Below are 15,923 nucleotides of genomic sequence, written 5' to 3' on the forward strand. Positions count from 1 at the left end.
CAGAACCCGCGTTCAGCACCGGACAAGCAAGGCCCCGGACAAGCAAGGAGTACCTGTGAAACGTCCCATGGAAGGCGTACGGATCGTCGAGGTCGCCCAGTACACGTTCGTGCCGGCGTCCGGCGGGGTCCTCGCCGAGTGGGGGGCCGAGGTCATCAAGATCGAGCACGCGGTCCGCGGCGACGCGCAGCGTGGCCTGGTGAAACTGCTCGGCCTCGACGTCGTGCCGACGACATCTTTCTTCCCGATCATGGAGGGCCCGAACCGGGGCAAGCGCAGTGTCGGCATCGCTCTGGAGGTGCCGGAAGGCCGAGCCCTGCTGGACGAGCTGATCCGCTCGGCCGACGTGTTCGTCACGAACTTCCTGCCGGGCGCGCGGGAGAAGCTGCGCATCAACGTCGACGACGTCCGCGTGGTCAATCCCGACATCATCTACGTCCGCGGCACCGGCTTCGGCGCCCGGGGCGAGGACGCGGGCAAGGGCGGATACGACGGCACGGCGTTCTGGGGCAGGGGCGGCAGCGCCGACGGCGTCACGCCGGGCGGCGCCGACCGGCCGGCCAGGATGCCGTCGGGAGCGTACGGCGACTCGATGGGCGGCCTGACCATCGCCGGCGGCATCGCGGCCGCGCTGTACGCCCGCAAGGTGACCGGCGAGCCGTCGGTCGTGGACGTGTCCCTGCTGGGCCTCGGCGCCTGGGCGACCCAGTACTCCGTCAACCAGGCCCTGCTCGTCGGCGGCCCATTGCCCAAGGTGGAGGAGCCGCGGCACGGCTCGTCGTCGAACCCGCTGGCCGGGTCCTTCCGCACGGCCGACGGCCGCTGGCTGCTGCTGGTCATGCTCCAGCCCACCAGGTACTGGCCCGAGTTCTGCGAGCGCATGGGACGGCCGGAACTGGTGACCGATCCGCGCTTCGCGGGCGACGCCGTCCTGGAGCACGGCGCCGAGGGCGGTGACATTGTCGCGGAGATCATCGGCGGTATCACCCTCGACGAGTGGTGCCGGCGGATGGAGGGCGCGCAGGGACAGTGGGCACTCGTGCAGAACGCCTACGAGGTCGGCATGGACCCGGCGCTGCGCGAGAACGGCTTCATCACCAAGGTCGTCGACGCCGACGGGGTGGAGCGGGAGCTCGTCGCCAACCCGGTCCAGTTCGACGAGACACCCGTGAGGAGCCGACGGGCTCCGCAGTTCGCCGAGCACACCGATGACGTACTGCGTGACCTCGGCAAGTCCGAGGAGGAGATCATCGATCTGAAACTCCTCGGTGCGGTCACGTGAGCGCACCGAGCACCGGCCACGGCGGGGCGTGCCGCGGAGAGTGGAGCACGTGATGGCCGACATGCGACAGGTGGTGGTCGTGGGCGCCGGCCTCGGTGGTCTGACCGTGGCCGAGGAACTGCGCAGGCTCGGCTTCGGCGGGTCCGTCGTCGTGGTCGGCGCGGAGGCCGAGCCGCCCTACGACCGGCCGCCGCTGTCGAAGGAGGTGCTGAAGGGCACGCGCGCCAACCCGCCACTGCTGCGGGAGCCGAAGGAACTGGACGCCCTCGGGCTGGATCTGCGGCTGGGCACCGTGGCGAGAGGCGTGGATACCACGGCTCGCCGAGTCCACCTGCAGGGCGGCGGAGAGCTGCCCTACGACGTGCTCGTCATCGCGACCGGCGCGCGGGCCCGCCGGTGGGAAGCCGCCGGGGCCGCGGCGAACGTCTGGACCCTGCGCACCGCACAGGACGCCGCCCACATCGCTGCGACCGTCGCGGGCCGGGGCCGCATCGGCGTGCTCGGTGCCGGCTTCATCGGGTGCGAGGTGGCGGCCAGTGCCCGGGAGACGGGCTGCGATGTGACCCTCGTAGAGGTGCGGTCGGCGCCACTGGCACACGCGCTCGGTCCGGAAGCCGGAGCCGAGATCGCCAGACGCCACCGGGCGGCCGGGGTCGACTTGCGGTGCGGGGTGACGATCGACGAGGTCGTCCTGGACGGTGAGATCCTTTCCGCGGTCCGGCTCTCCGACGGCAGGAGTGTCGCGCTCGACGCGTTGGTGGTCGGCCTCGGCGTCGTCCCGGACACCGAGTGGGTCGAGGGCTCGGGGATCGCGGTCGACAACGGCGTCGTGTGCGACGCGTCCGGGCGGACGTCCCACGAGGACGTCTACGCCGTCGGCGACGCCGCGCGCTGGGTCAACGCGCGCACCGGCCGGCACCGGCGGATCGAGCACTGGACCACCACGACCGAGCAGGCGGCGATCGTGGCGAGCGGCATCGCCGGGCACCAGCGCCGGGTGCTCGACGAGGTGCCGTACTTCTGGAGCGACCAGTACGGCACGAAGATCCAGTGCGTCGGCGAACCGGACGCAGGCGCCGACATCACCGTACGGATGACCGGTGCGGGCGGCGACCGGCCGCTGTACCTCTACAGCCGCCACGGCGAGCTGACCGGCGTCCTCGGATTCGGTCTCGCCCGCGTCGTGACGCGGCTGCGGGCGCTGGTCGCGGAACGGGCGGCACTCGGGGACGCCCTGGACATGGTCGACGGACTGCACCCGCAGGCACCGTCACGGACGAATTCACCAACATGAGGAAGACGGAGCGTCACCGTCCAGGTGAGGCCCCGCCGGCGAGGAGAAACGACATGACAGGTCGGGTTACGGGCAAGGTCGCACTGATCACCGGTGCCGCACGCGGGCAGGGACGCAGTCACGCCGTCCAGCTCGCCCGCGAGGGCGCGGACATCATCGCGGTCGACTACCTCACCTCCTTCGACACCGTCAGCTACCCGATGGCGACGCAGGAGGATCAGCGACAGACGGTGAAGGAGGTCGAGGCGCTCGGCCGGCGGATCCTCACCATCCAGGCCGATGTCCGCGACGAGGCCGCCATGCGGCAGGCGGTGGCCGACGGCGTCGCGGAGTTCGGCAAGATCGACGTCGTGGTGGCCAACGCCGGTATCTGCGCGATAGCGAAGGACCAGCCCCTGCAGGCGTGGGTGGACGTCAGCGGCGTCAATCTCGGCGGCGTGCTCAACACCCTCAACGCGGCGATTCCGCACCTCGGCGCCGGTGCCTCGCTGGTGGTCACCGGTTCCCTCGCCGCCCTGAGCAAGGACGGCCCGAGCTCGGAGCCAGGCGGCGTGGCCTACACCTGGGCCAAACGGACGCTCGTCTCGCTGGTCCACGACCTCGCCGTCGTGCTGGCTCCTCACTCCATTCGCCTCAACGGGGTGCACCCGTCCAACTGCAACACGGACATGCTGCACCACGAGGCCATGTACCAGACGTTCCGGCCGGATCTGGAGCACCCCACGCGCGAGGACGCGACCGAGGCGTTCCCGGTGCTGCATGCCATACCGGTGCCGTGGGTGGAACCCGCGGACGTCAGCCAGGTGATCGTCTTTCTGGCCTCGGACGAGTCGCGCTACATCACCGGGCAGTTCATCAACTGCGACGCCGGAGGACATCTCAAGGTCTGATCGAGCGGTATCCGGCTGGACAGCGCGGAGGAGGACTGATGCGCGTCGGTTTTGTCGGGCTGGGCGACCAGGGCGCGCCCATCGCCGCGCGCATCGCGGCGGCGGGGGTCGACTGCACGGTGTGGGCCCGCCGCCCCGAGACGCTCGACCCATTCCGCGCCGGCCCGGCCCGGGTGGTCGACGCCCTCGCCGACGTAGGCGAGGGCGTCGACCTGCTCGGGACCTGCCTGTTCGACGCGGTCGGCACATGGGAGGTCCTTTTCGGGCCGGCCGGTGTCGCACCGGCGATGCCGGCCGGCGCGACGATCGCGGTGCACAGCACGATCTCGCCCGACGAGGTGCGGGCACTGGCCCGCGAGGCCGCGACGTACGGTCTGCACCTGCTGGACGCCCCGGTGAGCGGTGGCCGGATCCGCGCGGAGGCGGGCGAACTCATCACGATGGTCGGCGGCGAGCAGAGCACGTTCGCTCGCTTCGATCCGCTGCTGCGGACGTTCTCCGCCGAGGTCGTGCACGTGGGACCCGTGGGTGCGGGCCAGCACGCCAAACTGCTGAACAACGCCATGCTTGCCGCGCACCTCGCCCTCGCGGCGGACGCCTTCCGGATCGCCGAAGGCCACGGGCTCGATCCCGTGGCCTTCGGAAAGGTGCTCGCGGGCGGATCGGGCCGGAGCTTCGGCGTCGAAATGTACGCTCGTGTCGGCGGACTGGCGGCCGTCGCCCGGTCCCAGGCCCGGCCGACGCTCGGCAAGGACGTCGCACTGCTGGCCGACTCGATGGTGTCCGACAGCGAGGGCGGGCTTCTGCTCTCGGCAGCCCGAGCGGCGATCGCCGCGTTCGACACGGCCGCCGACGACTGAAGGACGACGCCGGCGGCCGCGTGATTGCGTGCTCAGGAGCTGAGCGTGATGGCGCGCTCCGGGCAGTTGGCGGCCCCGGCGCGCGCCGCGGCCTCCAGCTCCGGGGGCACCGCCTTGTCGGTGCCGATGCTGCAGTAGCCGTCGTCGTCCACGGTGAAGACCTGCGGGGCGACCGCGTTGCAGCGCGCGTGACCGGTGCACTTGGCTGAGTCGACGGATGCTTTCATGTGCTGTGTCCTTTCCTGGGGGCGGCCGGGCGTGTGTCGGACCCGCGCCGGGTGATATCGAGTGGATCAGGCCCCGGCGCCGACCTGCGGTGGCTGCGCCGCGACGAGCGGGGTGTCGGCGCCGACCGGACCCACGGATCGCGCTCCGCCGGGATTGCCGAGCGGCGCCCCGTCGACCAGCGGAAGGGAGAAGAAGGCGGCGTTGTCGGCGATCGACGCCTGAAGGGCCCCTGGCACTTCCTGATCGAAGTAGATGGCGTCGTTCGGGCACACCGGTGCGCAGGCGCCGCAGTCGATGCATTCCTCCGGATTGACGTACAGGGCTCGGGCGCCCTCGTAGATGCAGTCGACCGGACACTCGCGCACACACGCGCGATCCTTGAGGTCGACGCACCTGGTGGTGATGACATACGGCATGACGGACTGCCTCCTCACGTTCGTGGCGCGAGCCGCGCCGAATCCGAAACCGCGTCGGCGCGCGCCCGGTCGACGACGGCGTGCATCTGCGCGAGCGAGGTGAGCTTGACGCGCGGTCGCCCGAGCGGTTCGCCGCTCGCCCGCTCGTGACGGTCGATCGACAGCCACGCGTCCCAGCCGAAGGAGGCCGGAACACCACGGCGGATCCATGCCCGCACCTCGTCCGGCGCGGCACTTGGACGCCCGTTGAGCCGTCCCCGGCGCAGGTCGTCGAGAAGGGCCGTGACGGTGTTCTCGGCGTCCGACTTGTTCGTGCCGATCACCCCCGAAGGCCCGCGTTTGGCCCAGCCGACGACGTATTCACCGGTCAGGGCCACGCTGTCGCGGCCCACGAGCCGGCCGGCGACGTTGCGCAGGACGCCGGTGCGGGGATCCAGCGGAAGGCCCTCGACCGGGCGCGCGCGATAACCGACCGCGCGTATGACGAGGTCGCATGACTGCACCTCGTGCCGGTGGGTCGGCCGCGCGACGACGCGCCCGTCCAGATCGGCTTCCAGCACGTTGTGCGCGGTGCGGACCGCGCTCACACGCTCGCCGGCAGGATCACCCAGGAGTTCGACGGGCGAGCGCAGGAAGCGGAGTTCGATGCGCCGGTTGCCCGGCGAGGCCGGGCGCCGGGAGAACTCGGTGAGCAGCGCCAGCCGCCGTGCCGCCGGTGAGTTGGCCCCGTGAGCGGCCAGCTCCCGGGCACTGTGCGGGTCGAGCCGGAGCTCGGCCGGATCGACGACGACATCCACGCCGTCGAGCCGGCCCAGCTCCAGCAACTCCGGTGTGCTGAAGGCGGACTGGACCGGGCCGCGCCGGCCGAGCACGCTCACCCGGCGCAGCGATGAGGCGGCGAGCACGTCGATCGCCTGGTCAGAGGCGTCGGTTGTGCGAAGGGTCTTCTCGGGCAGTACGAGCATGCGTGCAACATCGAGCGCGACATTGCCGTTTCCCACGACCACGGCATGGGCGCCGCCCAGGTCGAACTTCCGGTGCGCGTGGGCCGGGTGGCCGTTGTACCAGCAGACGAAGTGCGTGGCCGGATGCGATCCGGACAGGTCCTCGCCGGGGATGCCCAGCCGTGCGTCGAGTTCGGTGCCCATCGCGTACACGACCGCCGTGAACCGTTCGAGCATCTCGGCGCGGGTGATCGCCTCGCCGAACTCGACGCCGCCGAAGAAGCGGACAGCGGGGTGTGCGGCCGTGCGCTCGAAGACGCGGGCCACAGACTTGATCTTGGGATGGTCGGGTGCGACGCCGGCTCGCACCAGCCCGTAGGGGGTCGGCAGGCAGTCGAAGAGATCGACGGCCATGCCCGCGCGCACCAGGTGGTCGGTCGCGTAGAACCCTGAAGGGCCGGCGCCTATGACGGCGATTCGGGGCGGGGGAGTCTGGGCCACGTCTCGGACCTTTCCGGCGACGACGTCGAGCGGAACCTGATCCGTTCCGGGCCTCGAAGGGGCTGTGGAGCACCATACCGTATCAATTACGGGAAGCTCCCTCAAGCGGTGGTCGCAGTGCTGTCGGCCGAAGTTCGGGCGTGTTGACGCAGAGGGCTCCCACTCCTTGCCCCGGTTCGACGAGGTGGTTACAGTAGGGTTATCGGTATCGTCGATGAGGACGGAGGGCCGCCATGCGGAGGCCTCTCGCGGTCGAACGTCTCGGGCAGGTGAACCTGTTCGCGCAGTCCTTGGACGCGGAGCTGAATCTGCAGCAGGACGTTTTCGGCGCACGGGTTCTCCGGCGGTGGGGGGACGGGCCGGCGGGCAGCAGGCATGCCCTGGTCCTGATCCATCGCACCGGTGTCGAGACGTTCGCCCCGACCACGCCGGGCGGGGCCGTCGCACTCCGGTCCGACGGCAACGGCCCCGGCTGGGAATCGCTGCAGTGGCAGGTGTCCTCCCTGGGCGACGCCGTCACGGCGCTTCGAGAGCACGGCGTCCGGGTCGGCGAAGACGCCGCCGGCCGTGCCTTCGTGCGGCCGCAGGACATGCACGGCCTGGCGATCGGGCTCACCGACCGCCGCGCCGAGAGCCACGACCGCGATCTCGTGGACCGCAAACCCACCTTCCGGTCGGACGAACATGCCCTCGGGCTCGTGGGCGGCGCGACCGTCAAGGTGGTCGCGGCACAGCCGGAGAAGGCCGCGGCCGATCTCGCCGCGCTGGTGGGCCGGGAGGCATACGCCGTCGAGCGACGGCACCTGAACATGGCCGGGCACGGAGTGCGGTTCGACGACCATGCCGTCGAGTACGTCGGCTCGGCGACCGGCTCGCGGGCGGACCTTGCCGGTGGCCACCTCGTCGAGCGCGGGGAGCGGATCTTCTGCCTGACCTTCACTGTGCGGGATCTGCTCGCGGCGCGGACGTTCCTGGTGGGAAGGGATGTGCGGTTCCAGCAGTTCGGCCGGCACAGCCTCCTCCTCGCCCCGGTCGACGCCGGGGGAGCGCGCATCGAGATCACCGACACCGACTGAGCCGCCTCCGCGTGCGATCGCGGAGTTCCGGCGAGGTGGGCGACACCTTGCTGACTGGAATTGGAGGACCGCATGCTGCCACCTGATGCCCAGATCGTCTCCGTGGACGACCACGTCATCGAGCACCCGAACGTCTGGACCGACCGCCTGCCCAAGAAGTACCAGGAGGCCGGCCCTCGGATCGAGCACCGACCGGACGGCAGCGACGTATGGATCTACGAGGGCGAGCTCGCCGGCACCCTGGCCCTCAACGCGGTCGCCGGCAAGGATCCCAAGGACTTCGGGCTCGATCCGCGCAGCTTCGACGACATGCTTCCGGGCTGCCACGACATCCACGACCGCATCCGGGACATGGACCTCGAGGGCGTCTGGGCCCAGATGTGCTTCCCGAACATGGGCGGATTCGCCGGCAGCGGATTCGCGGGGTCGAAGGATGTCGACCTTGCGGCCGCGTGCGTCCGGGCCTACAACGACTTCATCCTGGACGAGTGGTGCGCGGCCTATCCCGAACGTCAGATTCCGCTGGTGATGGTGCCGTACTGGAACGTCGAGCAGACCGTGGCCGAGATCGAGCGGACCGCGGCCAAGGGTGCCAAGAGCGTGACCTTCCCGGAACTGCCCGACCGGCGCGATCTGCCGTCATGGCACAGCGACCACTGGGACCCGGTGCTCGCGGCCGCCGCCGCCCACGACCTGCCGCTCTCGCTGCACTTCGGGTCGGGCGGTAACCCGCAGGCCTCACCGGAGGCGATGACCACGAACTTCACCGTGGCCATCTCGCTGTTCGGCCTCAACTCGATGTCCGCGACCGCGGAACTGCTGCTCTCGCCCGTCTTCCACAAGCACCCGAACCTCAAGGTCGCGCTGTCCGAGGGCGGGATCGGCTGGATGCCGTACATGCTCGAGCGCATCGACACGGTGTGGGAGCGGCACCGCTGGTACAACGAGGTCAACAGGGACGTCCGTCCCTCGGAACTGTTCAAGGACCACGTCTACGGGTGCTTCATCTCCGACCGGGCCGGTGTGTTCACGCGCCATCTGATCGGCGTGGAGAACATCATGTTCGAGAGCGATTACCCGCACTCCGACAGCAACTGGCCCCAGACCCGCAAGTTGCTCGAGAACGTCATGCTCGACGTTCCGGACGACGAGGTCCGCCTGATGGTGGAACTCAACGCCCGCCGTCTGTACAACTTCCCGCGCTCCGACGCCTGAGGCACAGCACAGCCCCGCCCGGCCACCGACATGTGAGGGGACAGTGTCGGTGGCCGGGCGGGGCTGCGTCTGACGCCCGCGGCTGCGCCGTACTTGAAGAGCAGCGCGGGCCGGCGGATGCGCCGTGCACGCACCGGAAAGGCACGTCCGCGAGGAGTCACAGCGTGATGCCGACCAGCTTGGTGTCGAGGTACTCGTCGATGCCCTGCGGTCCGCCCTCGCGACCCAGCCCGCTGTGCCCCGTGCCGCCGAACGGCGCGGCGGAGCTCGTCGGGTTGATGTCGTTGATCCCCACGATGCCGAAGCGCAGCGCCTCGGTGACCCGGAGGGCGCGCGAGAGGTTCTCGGTGTAGACGTACGCCGCGAGACCGTAGGCCGTGTCATTGGCCATGGCGATGGCCTCGTCCTCGTCGTCGAAGGCGATGACCGGGGCGATCGGGCCGAAGGTCTCCTCGTGGTAGATGTCCATCTCCGGTGTCACGTCGGTCAGGACGGTGGGGGCGAAGAACCGGCCGCCTGGCAGGCGCGGGTCGGTGAGCCGTTCGCCGCCGGTCAGTACCTTCGCTCCGTGGTCGACGGCGTTCGTCACCTGCCGCCGCATCTTCGTCATGGCGGCCTCGTCGATCAGCGGGCCGATGGTGACGTCCTGGTCGAGGCCGTTGCCGGCCTTCATCGCGCTCACCCGCTGGACCAGGACGTTGAGGAAGTCGTCGACCAACTCCCGCTGGACGAACACCCGGTTGGGGCAGATGCACGCCTGACCGGTGTTGAGGAATTTCACCAGGCCGAGTCCCTTCGCGGCGCGCCGCGGGTCGGCGTCGCCGAAGACCAGGAACGGGGCGTGGCCGCCGAGTTCGAGCGACACCCGCTTTACGGTGTGCGCGGCCTTGGCGCCCAGCATCATGCCGACCTCGGTCGACCCGGTGAACGTCAGCTTGCGGACGGCCGGGCTGTCCAGCAGGGCGTCGCCGACCGGCGCCGGGTCGCTCGTGGTGACCAGGTTGACGACACCCGCGGGCAGGCCTGCGTCGTGCAGCACCTGGAAGACCGCGACGGCGCAGAGCGGGGTCTGCTCCGCCGGCTTGAGCACGATCGTGCATCCGGCGGCGATCGCCGGTGCCACCTTGCGTGTGATCATGGAGACCGGATAGTTCCACGGCGTGATCGCGGCGACCACGCCGACCGGCTGACGCATCGTCATGAAGCGGTGGCCGGCCCGCGAACTCGGGATGGTCGCGCCATAGACCCGCTTGGCCTCCTCGGCGTACCAGCTCAGGAAGTCCGCGGCGTAGCGCACCTCGTTGCGGGCCGCCTTCAGCGGCTTGCCCTGCTCCTTGGTCATGAGGACGGCGAGGTCCTCCGCGCGCTCCAGCATCAACGCGTGCGCGCGCTCCAGGTACGCCGCCCGCTCGTAGGCGGTCGTGCGCGACCACCAGGCGAACGCCGCCGCGGCGGAGTCGACCGCGCTCCGCGCCTCGGACGCCGATCCGTCCGAGGCCGCGCCCAGCACGGACCCGTCGGCGGGGTTGAACACGTCGAACTCCCGGCCCAAGGCGGCTGCCCGCCACGCTCCGTCGATGTACAGCGTGGCCGCGGAGGTCGACCGGGCGGAGTTCTCGGCAGTCATGGAGCGGGCCTCCAGTTGGTAGTCGTATGGGCTTTACGGTATACCTTTCGGGATGCCTTGTCAGTGCGTTTGACCAGCATTTTCGGATGTCGCGGGTGTGACGTTTGCCGCGTTGTCGGGCGGCTCGGGAATTGAGATGGTTGGTGGACCATCAATCTGTTCGCCCGAGCCCCACGCTCGATGGCACCCCTTCGATGGGAACTCCACCATGACCGTCGAGCGCAATCATGTGTGCCTGTCCATGCCTCCGCTGACGCACGAGTGGGATGTCGATCTGGCCTCGGCGAACCCGCTCCGATTTCCCGGCTACGACGCTCCGGCCCCGCAGGACGAGTCCGTCCGTACGGGTGTCACCGAGCATCCCCGTGGTCCCCTCGTGGTGATCGAGTGCCGGTTCGACCGGCACGGCGGCACGATGGGTGTGGCCGCCGGTGAGCGCATCGTGCGCGCTTTCGACAGAGCCCGAGAGGAGCGGCTGCCGGTCGCCGCGTTCGTGGCCAGCGGCGGTGCGCGGCTGCAGGAGGGCCTGGTCTCGCTGACCCAGATGGCGCGCACCGCCGGCGCTGTCGGGCGCCTTCGCCGCGCCGGCCTGCCGTTCGCCGCGGTGCTGCGGCCGCATACGACCGGCGGCGTCTACGCGTCCTGGGCCTCCCTCGCCGACGTCCTCGCCGCCGAGCCTGGGGCCACGATCGGATTCGCCGGTCCCCGGGTGGTCGCGCAGGTGACCGGCTCCTTCCCGCCCGCCGACTCGCACACCGCGGAGGCCGCCTACACGCAGGGGCGGGTCGACGCACTCGTCGGACCCGAGGCCCACTGGGTATGGCTGGGCAACGCGCTGTACGGTCCCGGGCCGGCGCTGCGACTCCCGCCCGGGCGTCCGCTGCCGGCTCCCCGCAAGCCGGTGCCCCGCGACCCCTGGGCCGCCGTCCTGCACGCGCGGGATCCCCGCCGCCCCTCGGGGCTGGAGTGGAGTGCCCTGCTGACCGAGGGCTGGGTGGAGCTGCGGGGAGGCGACCCGGCCGTCCGGGCCGGCCTGGCCGTCATGGCGGGCGAACGCCTCGTCGTCGTGGCGATGGACCGGCACAGCCGACCTGACGCGGCCGCGCGCGTACTCCCGGCCGGATTCCGCCTGGCCCAGCGCGCGTTCGACCTCGCCGAACGGTTGCGGCTGCCGGTGCTCACCCTGATCGACACTCCCGGCGCCGAGCCCGGACCGGCGGCCGAGGCCGACGGTGTGGCCGGTGAGATCGCCCGGACGCTGCTGGCGATGTCCGGCCTGACCGTGCCCACGGTGGCCGTGTGCGTCGGGGAGGGCGGCAGCGGAGGAGCCATGGCCTTCGCGTACACCGACCGCCTGTTCCTGCTGGAGGGATCGGTGTTCTCCGTCATCGGTCCGGAGCCGGGAGCCGCGGTCCTCTTTCGCGACGCGTCCCGGGCGGCAGAGCTGGCGCGGTCGTTCCGGCTGACCGCCGTGGAGCTCGCACGGCTGGGCGTGGTCGACGACGTGCTCCCGGACGGTGACGTGGACGCGGTCCGGTCCGCGGTCCTCGCGGCCCTGCGCGAGGCGCACCCCGGCGAGCGGGACGCACGCATGGACAGGCTCGCCCGCAGCCACCTGCGAAGGCCCGCGATGATGTGCCGCCCGGAGTGAGTCCGGGCGGACAGAGCACACCCGGCACACCGTGAAAGGAATGGTGGGATGAGCACTGCGATGTTCCTGGCCTGGAGCAGCCCGGCGGGCCCCGAGGCGGAGGACGAGTTCAACGACTGGTACGTCAACACGCATGTCCCGCAGGTGCGCGAGGCCGTCCCGGCCGTCACGGCCGTGCGCCGCTATGCCGTCCTGGGCGCCGGTGAGGAGTCCGGGCCCCGGCGGTACCTGTGCTGCTACGAGCTGAGTGACGCCGATGCGGCGAGCGCGGCGCAGGCGCTGGCCGCGGCCTTCGACAACGGCCGGTTCGACATGTCCCCGGCGATGGACACGACCACCGCGCCACCCGACCTCCAGTTCCTCGTCCCGGTCGACTGACCCCTCGGTCCGATGTGCCGCGCTGACATGTCCGGGCGCTGGCAAGACGAGACTGTAAGCCTTACGATAAGCAATACGGAAGGGTTACCCGTCGGAAGGACGGTCGTGCGGAAGCAGGCGAAGAAGACCGGTGACTTCGGCATCGGCATGATGATCCACGCGGTCCACATGACCGATGACGTCACGAAGCTCAACCAGTTCTACGAGGACGTGTTCGGCGGCCTGGTCTACATGGGCGTCGACGAGCCCAACTTCCTCCCGCCGGAGGACAGGTGGGCCGGTCTGATCATGATCAGCGACCTGTGCATCGAGACGATGGCGCCCAATACACCGGTCGATGCGACCAAGCCGGTCGGGAAGTTCTACACCAAGTTCGGTCAGCACCTTCACTCGGTCGGCTACCTGGTGGACGACCTGGTCGGGCTGGGCAACCGGATGATCGACAAGGGCGTTTACATGGGCAGGCCGGGCGGCGGCAAGATCGAGGAGATGGACCCCGACACGCAGTACTTCTACCCGAGCCCACGCGACACCGCGGGCCTCATGGTCGAGCTGTGCAAGGTCCACATGCAGAACGACCCGCGCGAGCTCGGAACCTGGTCCTCACAGCGCAAGTTCTGGGAGACCAGCCACCCGCTCGGCATCAAGCGCATGCTGTACGTGACCCTCGGGGTGAAGGACCTCGAATCGGCGGTGAAGACCTACGTCGACGTCATGCAGGCCATGCCGATCGCCGAGGGCGTCGACGACGGCGGGCAGTACAAGTTCGCGACCCTCCACCTCGGCGACTGCCTGCTCCAGCTCGCCGAACCGCTCGGGCCTCACTCGCCGCTGGGCCGGCACGTCGCTCAGTGGGGCAACATGATCTACTCGATCACCTTCCGGGTCAACGACCTGGACTCGGCTCAGCAGTGGCTGAACGGCAAGGGCATCAGGACCTCCCGCCCGCGCCCCGGCCTGCTCGCCGCCGACCCGCAGGACACCTTCAACGCGCCGTACTTGTTCACCACGGACGTACTGGAGGGCGATCCGTTCGAGGAGTGATCCCGCGTATGCGTCGGGCCCGTGCGGAGTCCTTCCTCACGGGCCCGATGTGTCCGGGTAGGCAAGGGCGCGTCATTCGGCGGTGATGAGGGCGCAGCCGGAGAAGGGGCCGACGGCGTTGCTCACCACGCCGGCCGTCGGCCGGCCCGGCAGCGCGCGCTCGCCCGCGGTACCGCGCAGTTGACGGGTGACCTCGATGAAGTAGTTCGCGCCGTGCCGGCGTCCGACGTTGCAGGCGCCGCCGTCGGTGTTGGTCGGGATGACCCCGTCGGCCCGGGTGTGCCCGGACGACACGAACGGACCGCTCTCGCCGATGCCGCAGAAGCCGAGCGCCTCCAGCCACTGCAGCGCGATGAAGGAGAAGCCGTCGTACAGCCCCGCCACGCCCACGTCCGACGGCTTCAGGTCCGTGCGCGACCACATGCGCCGGGCGGCCCGGAACGGGGACGACTGCGTCATGTCCTCGACCAGGCTGAAGTCGCTCTCCTGGGTGGTGCCCATCGCCCAGGACTCGAAGAACACCGGCTTCTGGCGCAGGTCGCGCGCCCGCTCCTCGGTGGTGAAAATGAGTGCCGAGCTTGAGTCGACCGGGTAGTCGCAGTCCAGCAACCGCAGTGGCGCGGCGATGTAGCGCGCGCTCAGGTAGTCGTCGATGGTGAGCGGTTCGGTGAAGAAGGACTCGGACGGGTTGGCGATCGCGTACTCGCGCTGGGCGACGGCGAAGGCGCCGAAGTCCTCCTCCTTGGTGCCGTACATCGCCATGTGCCGCTGCATGTACAGCCCGGCCCAGTGGGAGCCGGTGAAGGAGCCGTAGGGCATGGTGAACTGGAAAGGCCCGGGCGCGCCGCGTTCCATGCCCGGGACCAGCGAACTGCCACCCGCCGCGCCCGCGCGATGCACGGTGCGCAGGGTCAGGACGGTCTCGGCGCTGCCGGAGGCGATGGCGGCGATGGCGTGCAGCGCGGCCATCGAGTAGGCGGCACCGTCGACCGACCCGGAGTAGAACGCCAGGTCGGGGATGCCCAGCATCGCCGCGGTGTGTGTCGCCGACACGTACTGGTGCGGAAAGCTGTGCACGACGACACCGTCGATGTCGGCCGGCTTGACGCCGGCATCCTCCATCGCGGCGATGGACGCCTGGGCGGTGAGGGTGTCCAGCGACAGGCCGGTGTCGCGGCCCACCGTCGAGTAGCCGACGCCGACGATCGCGACGCGCTGTTTCTTGGGCACGGGAGTCCTTTGGGGATGGTTGTCGGTCAGGCCCGTACCAGACGGAAGACGGGCAGGTCGATCGCGTCGCTGAGGGCGCGGAAGCACACCTCGACCGGATCACCCACGTTCACGCCGTCGGCCTGGAGATCGACGATGTTGGTCAGGAGCTTCAGCCCCGGTTGGTCGTCGAGTTCGACCACGGCGATGCAGAACGGGAGCTTGTCGGCGAAGGAGGGGTGGAACGCCTGCGTCGCCATCGTGTAGCTGTAGACGGTCCCGCGGCCGGACACCTCGGCCCCGCCGAGGTCGAAGGAAAGGCAAGAGTGGCACACCGGCTCGGGCGGATGCTGGTAGGTGCCGCAGGCCGAACAGCGCTGGATCATCAGCTCACGGCGACGGGCGGCCTCCCAGAAGAAGCTGGTCAGCTCGTCCGGAGCGGGCAGCAGGGGCGGTGACTCGGTCATGCCCGGTCTCCCTGTCGGTGGTGGGGAACGCATTGCTGGCGTGTCATACAGTAAGCCATGCCGTATCCTTGTCGAGGTCTCTGGTCGCCTTCTCGAGTGCCTCGCGCTCAGTCCCCCCGGTGAGGATCAGATCGTGCCGAACGAAAAGCGGCAGACGACCCGGCACCGTCGCAAGCGCGGGTCGATCAGTGCCGACGAAATAGTGGAGGGCGCCTTCGCGGTCGCTCGTCGGCGCTCCCTGGACCAACTGAGCATGCCGCGTCTCGCCGAGCATCTGAGCGTCGGTGTGACCAGCCTCTACTGGTACTTCCGGAAGAAGTCCGACCTGCTCGGCGCGATGACGGACGTCGCGGTCGACCGGCTCCTCACCCGGATGCCCGCGGTGCGTACCGAGGACAGCTGGCAGCGGGCCATGCTTGAGCATTTCACCGCGCAGCGCACCCTCCACCGGGAGGACGAGGTTCTCTCCGACCTGCTGCTGACCCGGACGTCCAGCTACGGCGCCGAGGCGACGCGGCGGACCATGGAGCTGATCGAGGCCGTGGTCGGCAAGCTCGTCGACGCCGGTTTCGACCATGACAACGCCATGCTGGCGTACAACGCCTTCTCGGTATACACGCGGGGCCACATCATCCACGACCGCATCCTGCGCCGGTCGAACACGCCCACCCTGGACCAGCGGCAACAGCGCATGACCGACTGGTCCTCCATGCCGGTCCTGGCGAGTCTGCTCGACCGGCATCCGCTCGCCGGCACCACGGACGAGGACTTCGCCTTCTCGGCCGCCCGGTTGCTGTGCGGCTTCGAGGTGCTGCTCGCCGAGCAGGGCGAGCCGGCCTGA

General features: G+C 70.0%; 16 protein-coding genes. 10 read left to right on the plus strand and 6 right to left on the minus strand.

Annotated features, from left to right (window positions below):
- Positions 1–55: 55 nt before the first annotated feature.
- From ADL01_RS23705 to ADL01_RS23720, 4 genes are read left to right on the plus strand one after another with little or no spacing between them, the layout of a single operon-like run.
- Positions 56–1,282 carry a CaiB/BaiF CoA transferase family protein gene (locus ADL01_RS23705; protein ID WP_053744035.1) on the plus strand — a complete coding sequence of 409 codons (1,227 nt, stop codon included), beginning with the start codon at positions 56–58 and terminating at the stop codon, positions 1,280–1,282.
- 52 nt (positions 1,283–1,334) lie between these two features.
- Positions 1,335–2,576 carry an NAD(P)/FAD-dependent oxidoreductase gene (locus tag ADL01_RS23710; RefSeq protein ID WP_053744036.1) on the plus strand — a complete coding sequence of 414 codons (1,242 nt, stop codon included), beginning with the start codon at positions 1,335–1,337 and terminating at the stop codon, positions 2,574–2,576.
- A gap of 53 nt (positions 2,577–2,629) precedes the next feature.
- A complete protein-coding gene (locus ADL01_RS23715) occupies positions 2,630–3,466 on the plus strand; it encodes a mycofactocin-coupled SDR family oxidoreductase (RefSeq protein WP_053744037.1) in 837 nt (278 codons plus the stop codon).
- 38 nt (positions 3,467–3,504) lie between these two features.
- Entirely contained in the window at positions 3,505–4,326 is an 822-nt protein-coding gene (locus tag ADL01_RS23720; RefSeq protein ID WP_053744038.1) for an NAD(P)-dependent oxidoreductase, read from the plus strand.
- A gap of 32 nt (positions 4,327–4,358) precedes the next feature.
- On the opposite strand, the gene ADL01_RS23725 is transcribed toward ADL01_RS23720, so the two are convergent.
- The 3 genes from ADL01_RS23725 to ADL01_RS23735 form a co-directional block, all read right to left on the minus strand.
- Positions 4,359–4,553, minus strand: a complete 195-nt coding sequence (locus tag ADL01_RS23725) for a ferredoxin (RefSeq protein WP_053744039.1) — start codon at positions 4,551–4,553, stop codon at positions 4,359–4,361.
- Between the two features lie 66 nt (positions 4,554–4,619).
- On the minus strand, positions 4,620–4,970 hold the full coding sequence (gene fdxA / locus ADL01_RS23730; RefSeq protein WP_053744040.1) for a ferredoxin: 351 nt from the start codon (positions 4,968–4,970) through the stop codon (positions 4,620–4,622).
- Between the two features lie 14 nt (positions 4,971–4,984).
- On the minus strand, positions 4,985–6,415 hold the full coding sequence (locus ADL01_RS23735) for an FAD-dependent oxidoreductase (protein ID WP_063783567.1): 1,431 nt from the start codon (positions 6,413–6,415) through the stop codon (positions 4,985–4,987).
- A 233-nt stretch (positions 6,416–6,648) separates the two neighbouring features.
- Here ADL01_RS23735 and ADL01_RS23740 point away from each other — a divergent pair, with 233 nt between their 5' ends.
- A complete protein-coding gene (locus ADL01_RS23740; protein ID WP_053744041.1) occupies positions 6,649–7,491 on the plus strand; it encodes a hypothetical protein in 843 nt (280 codons plus the stop codon).
- Between the two features lie 72 nt (positions 7,492–7,563).
- Positions 7,564–8,706 (plus strand): amidohydrolase family protein, encoded by a 1,143-nt coding sequence (locus ADL01_RS23745; RefSeq protein WP_053744042.1) that lies wholly within the window; start codon positions 7,564–7,566, stop codon positions 8,704–8,706.
- Between the two features lie 157 nt (positions 8,707–8,863).
- Here the strand turns inward: ADL01_RS23745 and ADL01_RS23750 are convergent, their stop codons facing one another.
- Complete coding sequence (locus ADL01_RS23750) at positions 8,864–10,333, minus strand: NAD-dependent succinate-semialdehyde dehydrogenase (RefSeq protein ID WP_053744043.1); 1,470 nt, start codon at positions 10,331–10,333, stop codon at positions 8,864–8,866.
- A gap of 208 nt (positions 10,334–10,541) precedes the next feature.
- Here ADL01_RS23750 and ADL01_RS23755 point away from each other — a divergent pair, with 208 nt between their 5' ends.
- From ADL01_RS23755 to ADL01_RS23765, 3 genes are all read left to right on the plus strand, one after another.
- Complete coding sequence (locus ADL01_RS23755) at positions 10,542–11,984, plus strand: carboxyl transferase domain-containing protein (protein WP_053744044.1); 1,443 nt, start codon at positions 10,542–10,544, stop codon at positions 11,982–11,984.
- A gap of 48 nt (positions 11,985–12,032) precedes the next feature.
- Positions 12,033–12,362: a DUF4286 family protein gene (locus tag ADL01_RS23760; protein WP_053744045.1), complete on the plus strand. Its 330-nt coding sequence runs from the start codon at positions 12,033–12,035 to the stop codon at positions 12,360–12,362.
- Between the two features lie 105 nt (positions 12,363–12,467).
- Positions 12,468–13,406 carry a VOC family protein gene (locus tag ADL01_RS23765; protein ID WP_053744046.1) on the plus strand — a complete coding sequence of 313 codons (939 nt, stop codon included), beginning with the start codon at positions 12,468–12,470 and terminating at the stop codon, positions 13,404–13,406.
- 72 nt (positions 13,407–13,478) lie between these two features.
- Here the strand turns inward: ADL01_RS23765 and ADL01_RS23770 are convergent, their stop codons facing one another.
- Together ADL01_RS23770 and ADL01_RS23775 are read right to left on the minus strand one after the other, a co-directional pair.
- Positions 13,479–14,636, minus strand: coding sequence for a thiolase family protein (locus ADL01_RS23770; protein ID WP_053744047.1), 1,158 nt, complete (start codon positions 14,634–14,636; stop codon positions 13,479–13,481).
- A 26-nt stretch (positions 14,637–14,662) separates the two neighbouring features.
- Positions 14,663–15,082: a Zn-ribbon domain-containing OB-fold protein gene (locus ADL01_RS23775; protein ID WP_053744048.1), complete on the minus strand. Its 420-nt coding sequence runs from the start codon at positions 15,080–15,082 to the stop codon at positions 14,663–14,665.
- A 133-nt stretch (positions 15,083–15,215) separates the two neighbouring features.
- Between ADL01_RS23775 and ADL01_RS23785 the strand changes: the two genes are divergently transcribed.
- The gene (locus ADL01_RS23785; RefSeq protein ID WP_159049611.1) at positions 15,216–15,923 is read left to right on the plus strand and encodes a TetR/AcrR family transcriptional regulator; all 708 of its coding nucleotides are present in this window, start codon (positions 15,216–15,218) and stop codon (positions 15,921–15,923) included.

This window comes from Streptomyces sp. NRRL WC-3618, assembly GCF_001280005.1.
In the GTDB taxonomy this organism is placed as follows: domain Bacteria; phylum Actinomycetota; class Actinomycetes; order Streptomycetales; family Streptomycetaceae; genus Streptomyces.

Excerpts from the sequence above, each read along its gene's own strand:
- fdxA (WP_053744040.1), bottom strand. The coding sequence starts at position 4,970 with ATGCCGTATGTCATCACCACCAGGTGCGTCGACCTCAAGGATCGCGCG.
- ADL01_RS23745 (WP_053744042.1), top strand. The coding sequence starts at position 7,564 with ATGCTGCCACCTGATGCCCAGATCGTCTCCGTGGACGACCACGTCATC.
- ADL01_RS23740 (WP_053744041.1), top strand. The coding sequence starts at position 6,649 with ATGCGGAGGCCTCTCGCGGTCGAACGTCTCGGGCAGGTGAACCTGTTC.
- ADL01_RS23710 (WP_053744036.1), top strand. The coding sequence starts at position 1,335 with ATGGCCGACATGCGACAGGTGGTGGTCGTGGGCGCCGGCCTCGGTGGT.
- ADL01_RS23750 (WP_053744043.1), bottom strand. The coding sequence starts at position 10,333 with ATGACTGCCGAGAACTCCGCCCGGTCGACCTCCGCGGCCACGCTGTAC.
- ADL01_RS23755 (WP_053744044.1), top strand. The coding sequence starts at position 10,542 with ATGACCGTCGAGCGCAATCATGTGTGCCTGTCCATGCCTCCGCTGACG.
- ADL01_RS23725 (WP_053744039.1), bottom strand. The coding sequence starts at position 4,553 with ATGAAAGCATCCGTCGACTCAGCCAAGTGCACCGGTCACGCGCGCTGC.
- ADL01_RS23760 (WP_053744045.1), top strand. The coding sequence starts at position 12,033 with ATGAGCACTGCGATGTTCCTGGCCTGGAGCAGCCCGGCGGGCCCCGAG.
- ADL01_RS23720 (WP_053744038.1), top strand. The coding sequence starts at position 3,505 with ATGCGCGTCGGTTTTGTCGGGCTGGGCGACCAGGGCGCGCCCATCGCC.
- ADL01_RS23775 (WP_053744048.1), bottom strand. The coding sequence starts at position 15,082 with ATGACCGAGTCACCGCCCCTGCTGCCCGCTCCGGACGAGCTGACCAGC.
- ADL01_RS23715 (WP_053744037.1), top strand. The coding sequence starts at position 2,630 with ATGACAGGTCGGGTTACGGGCAAGGTCGCACTGATCACCGGTGCCGCA.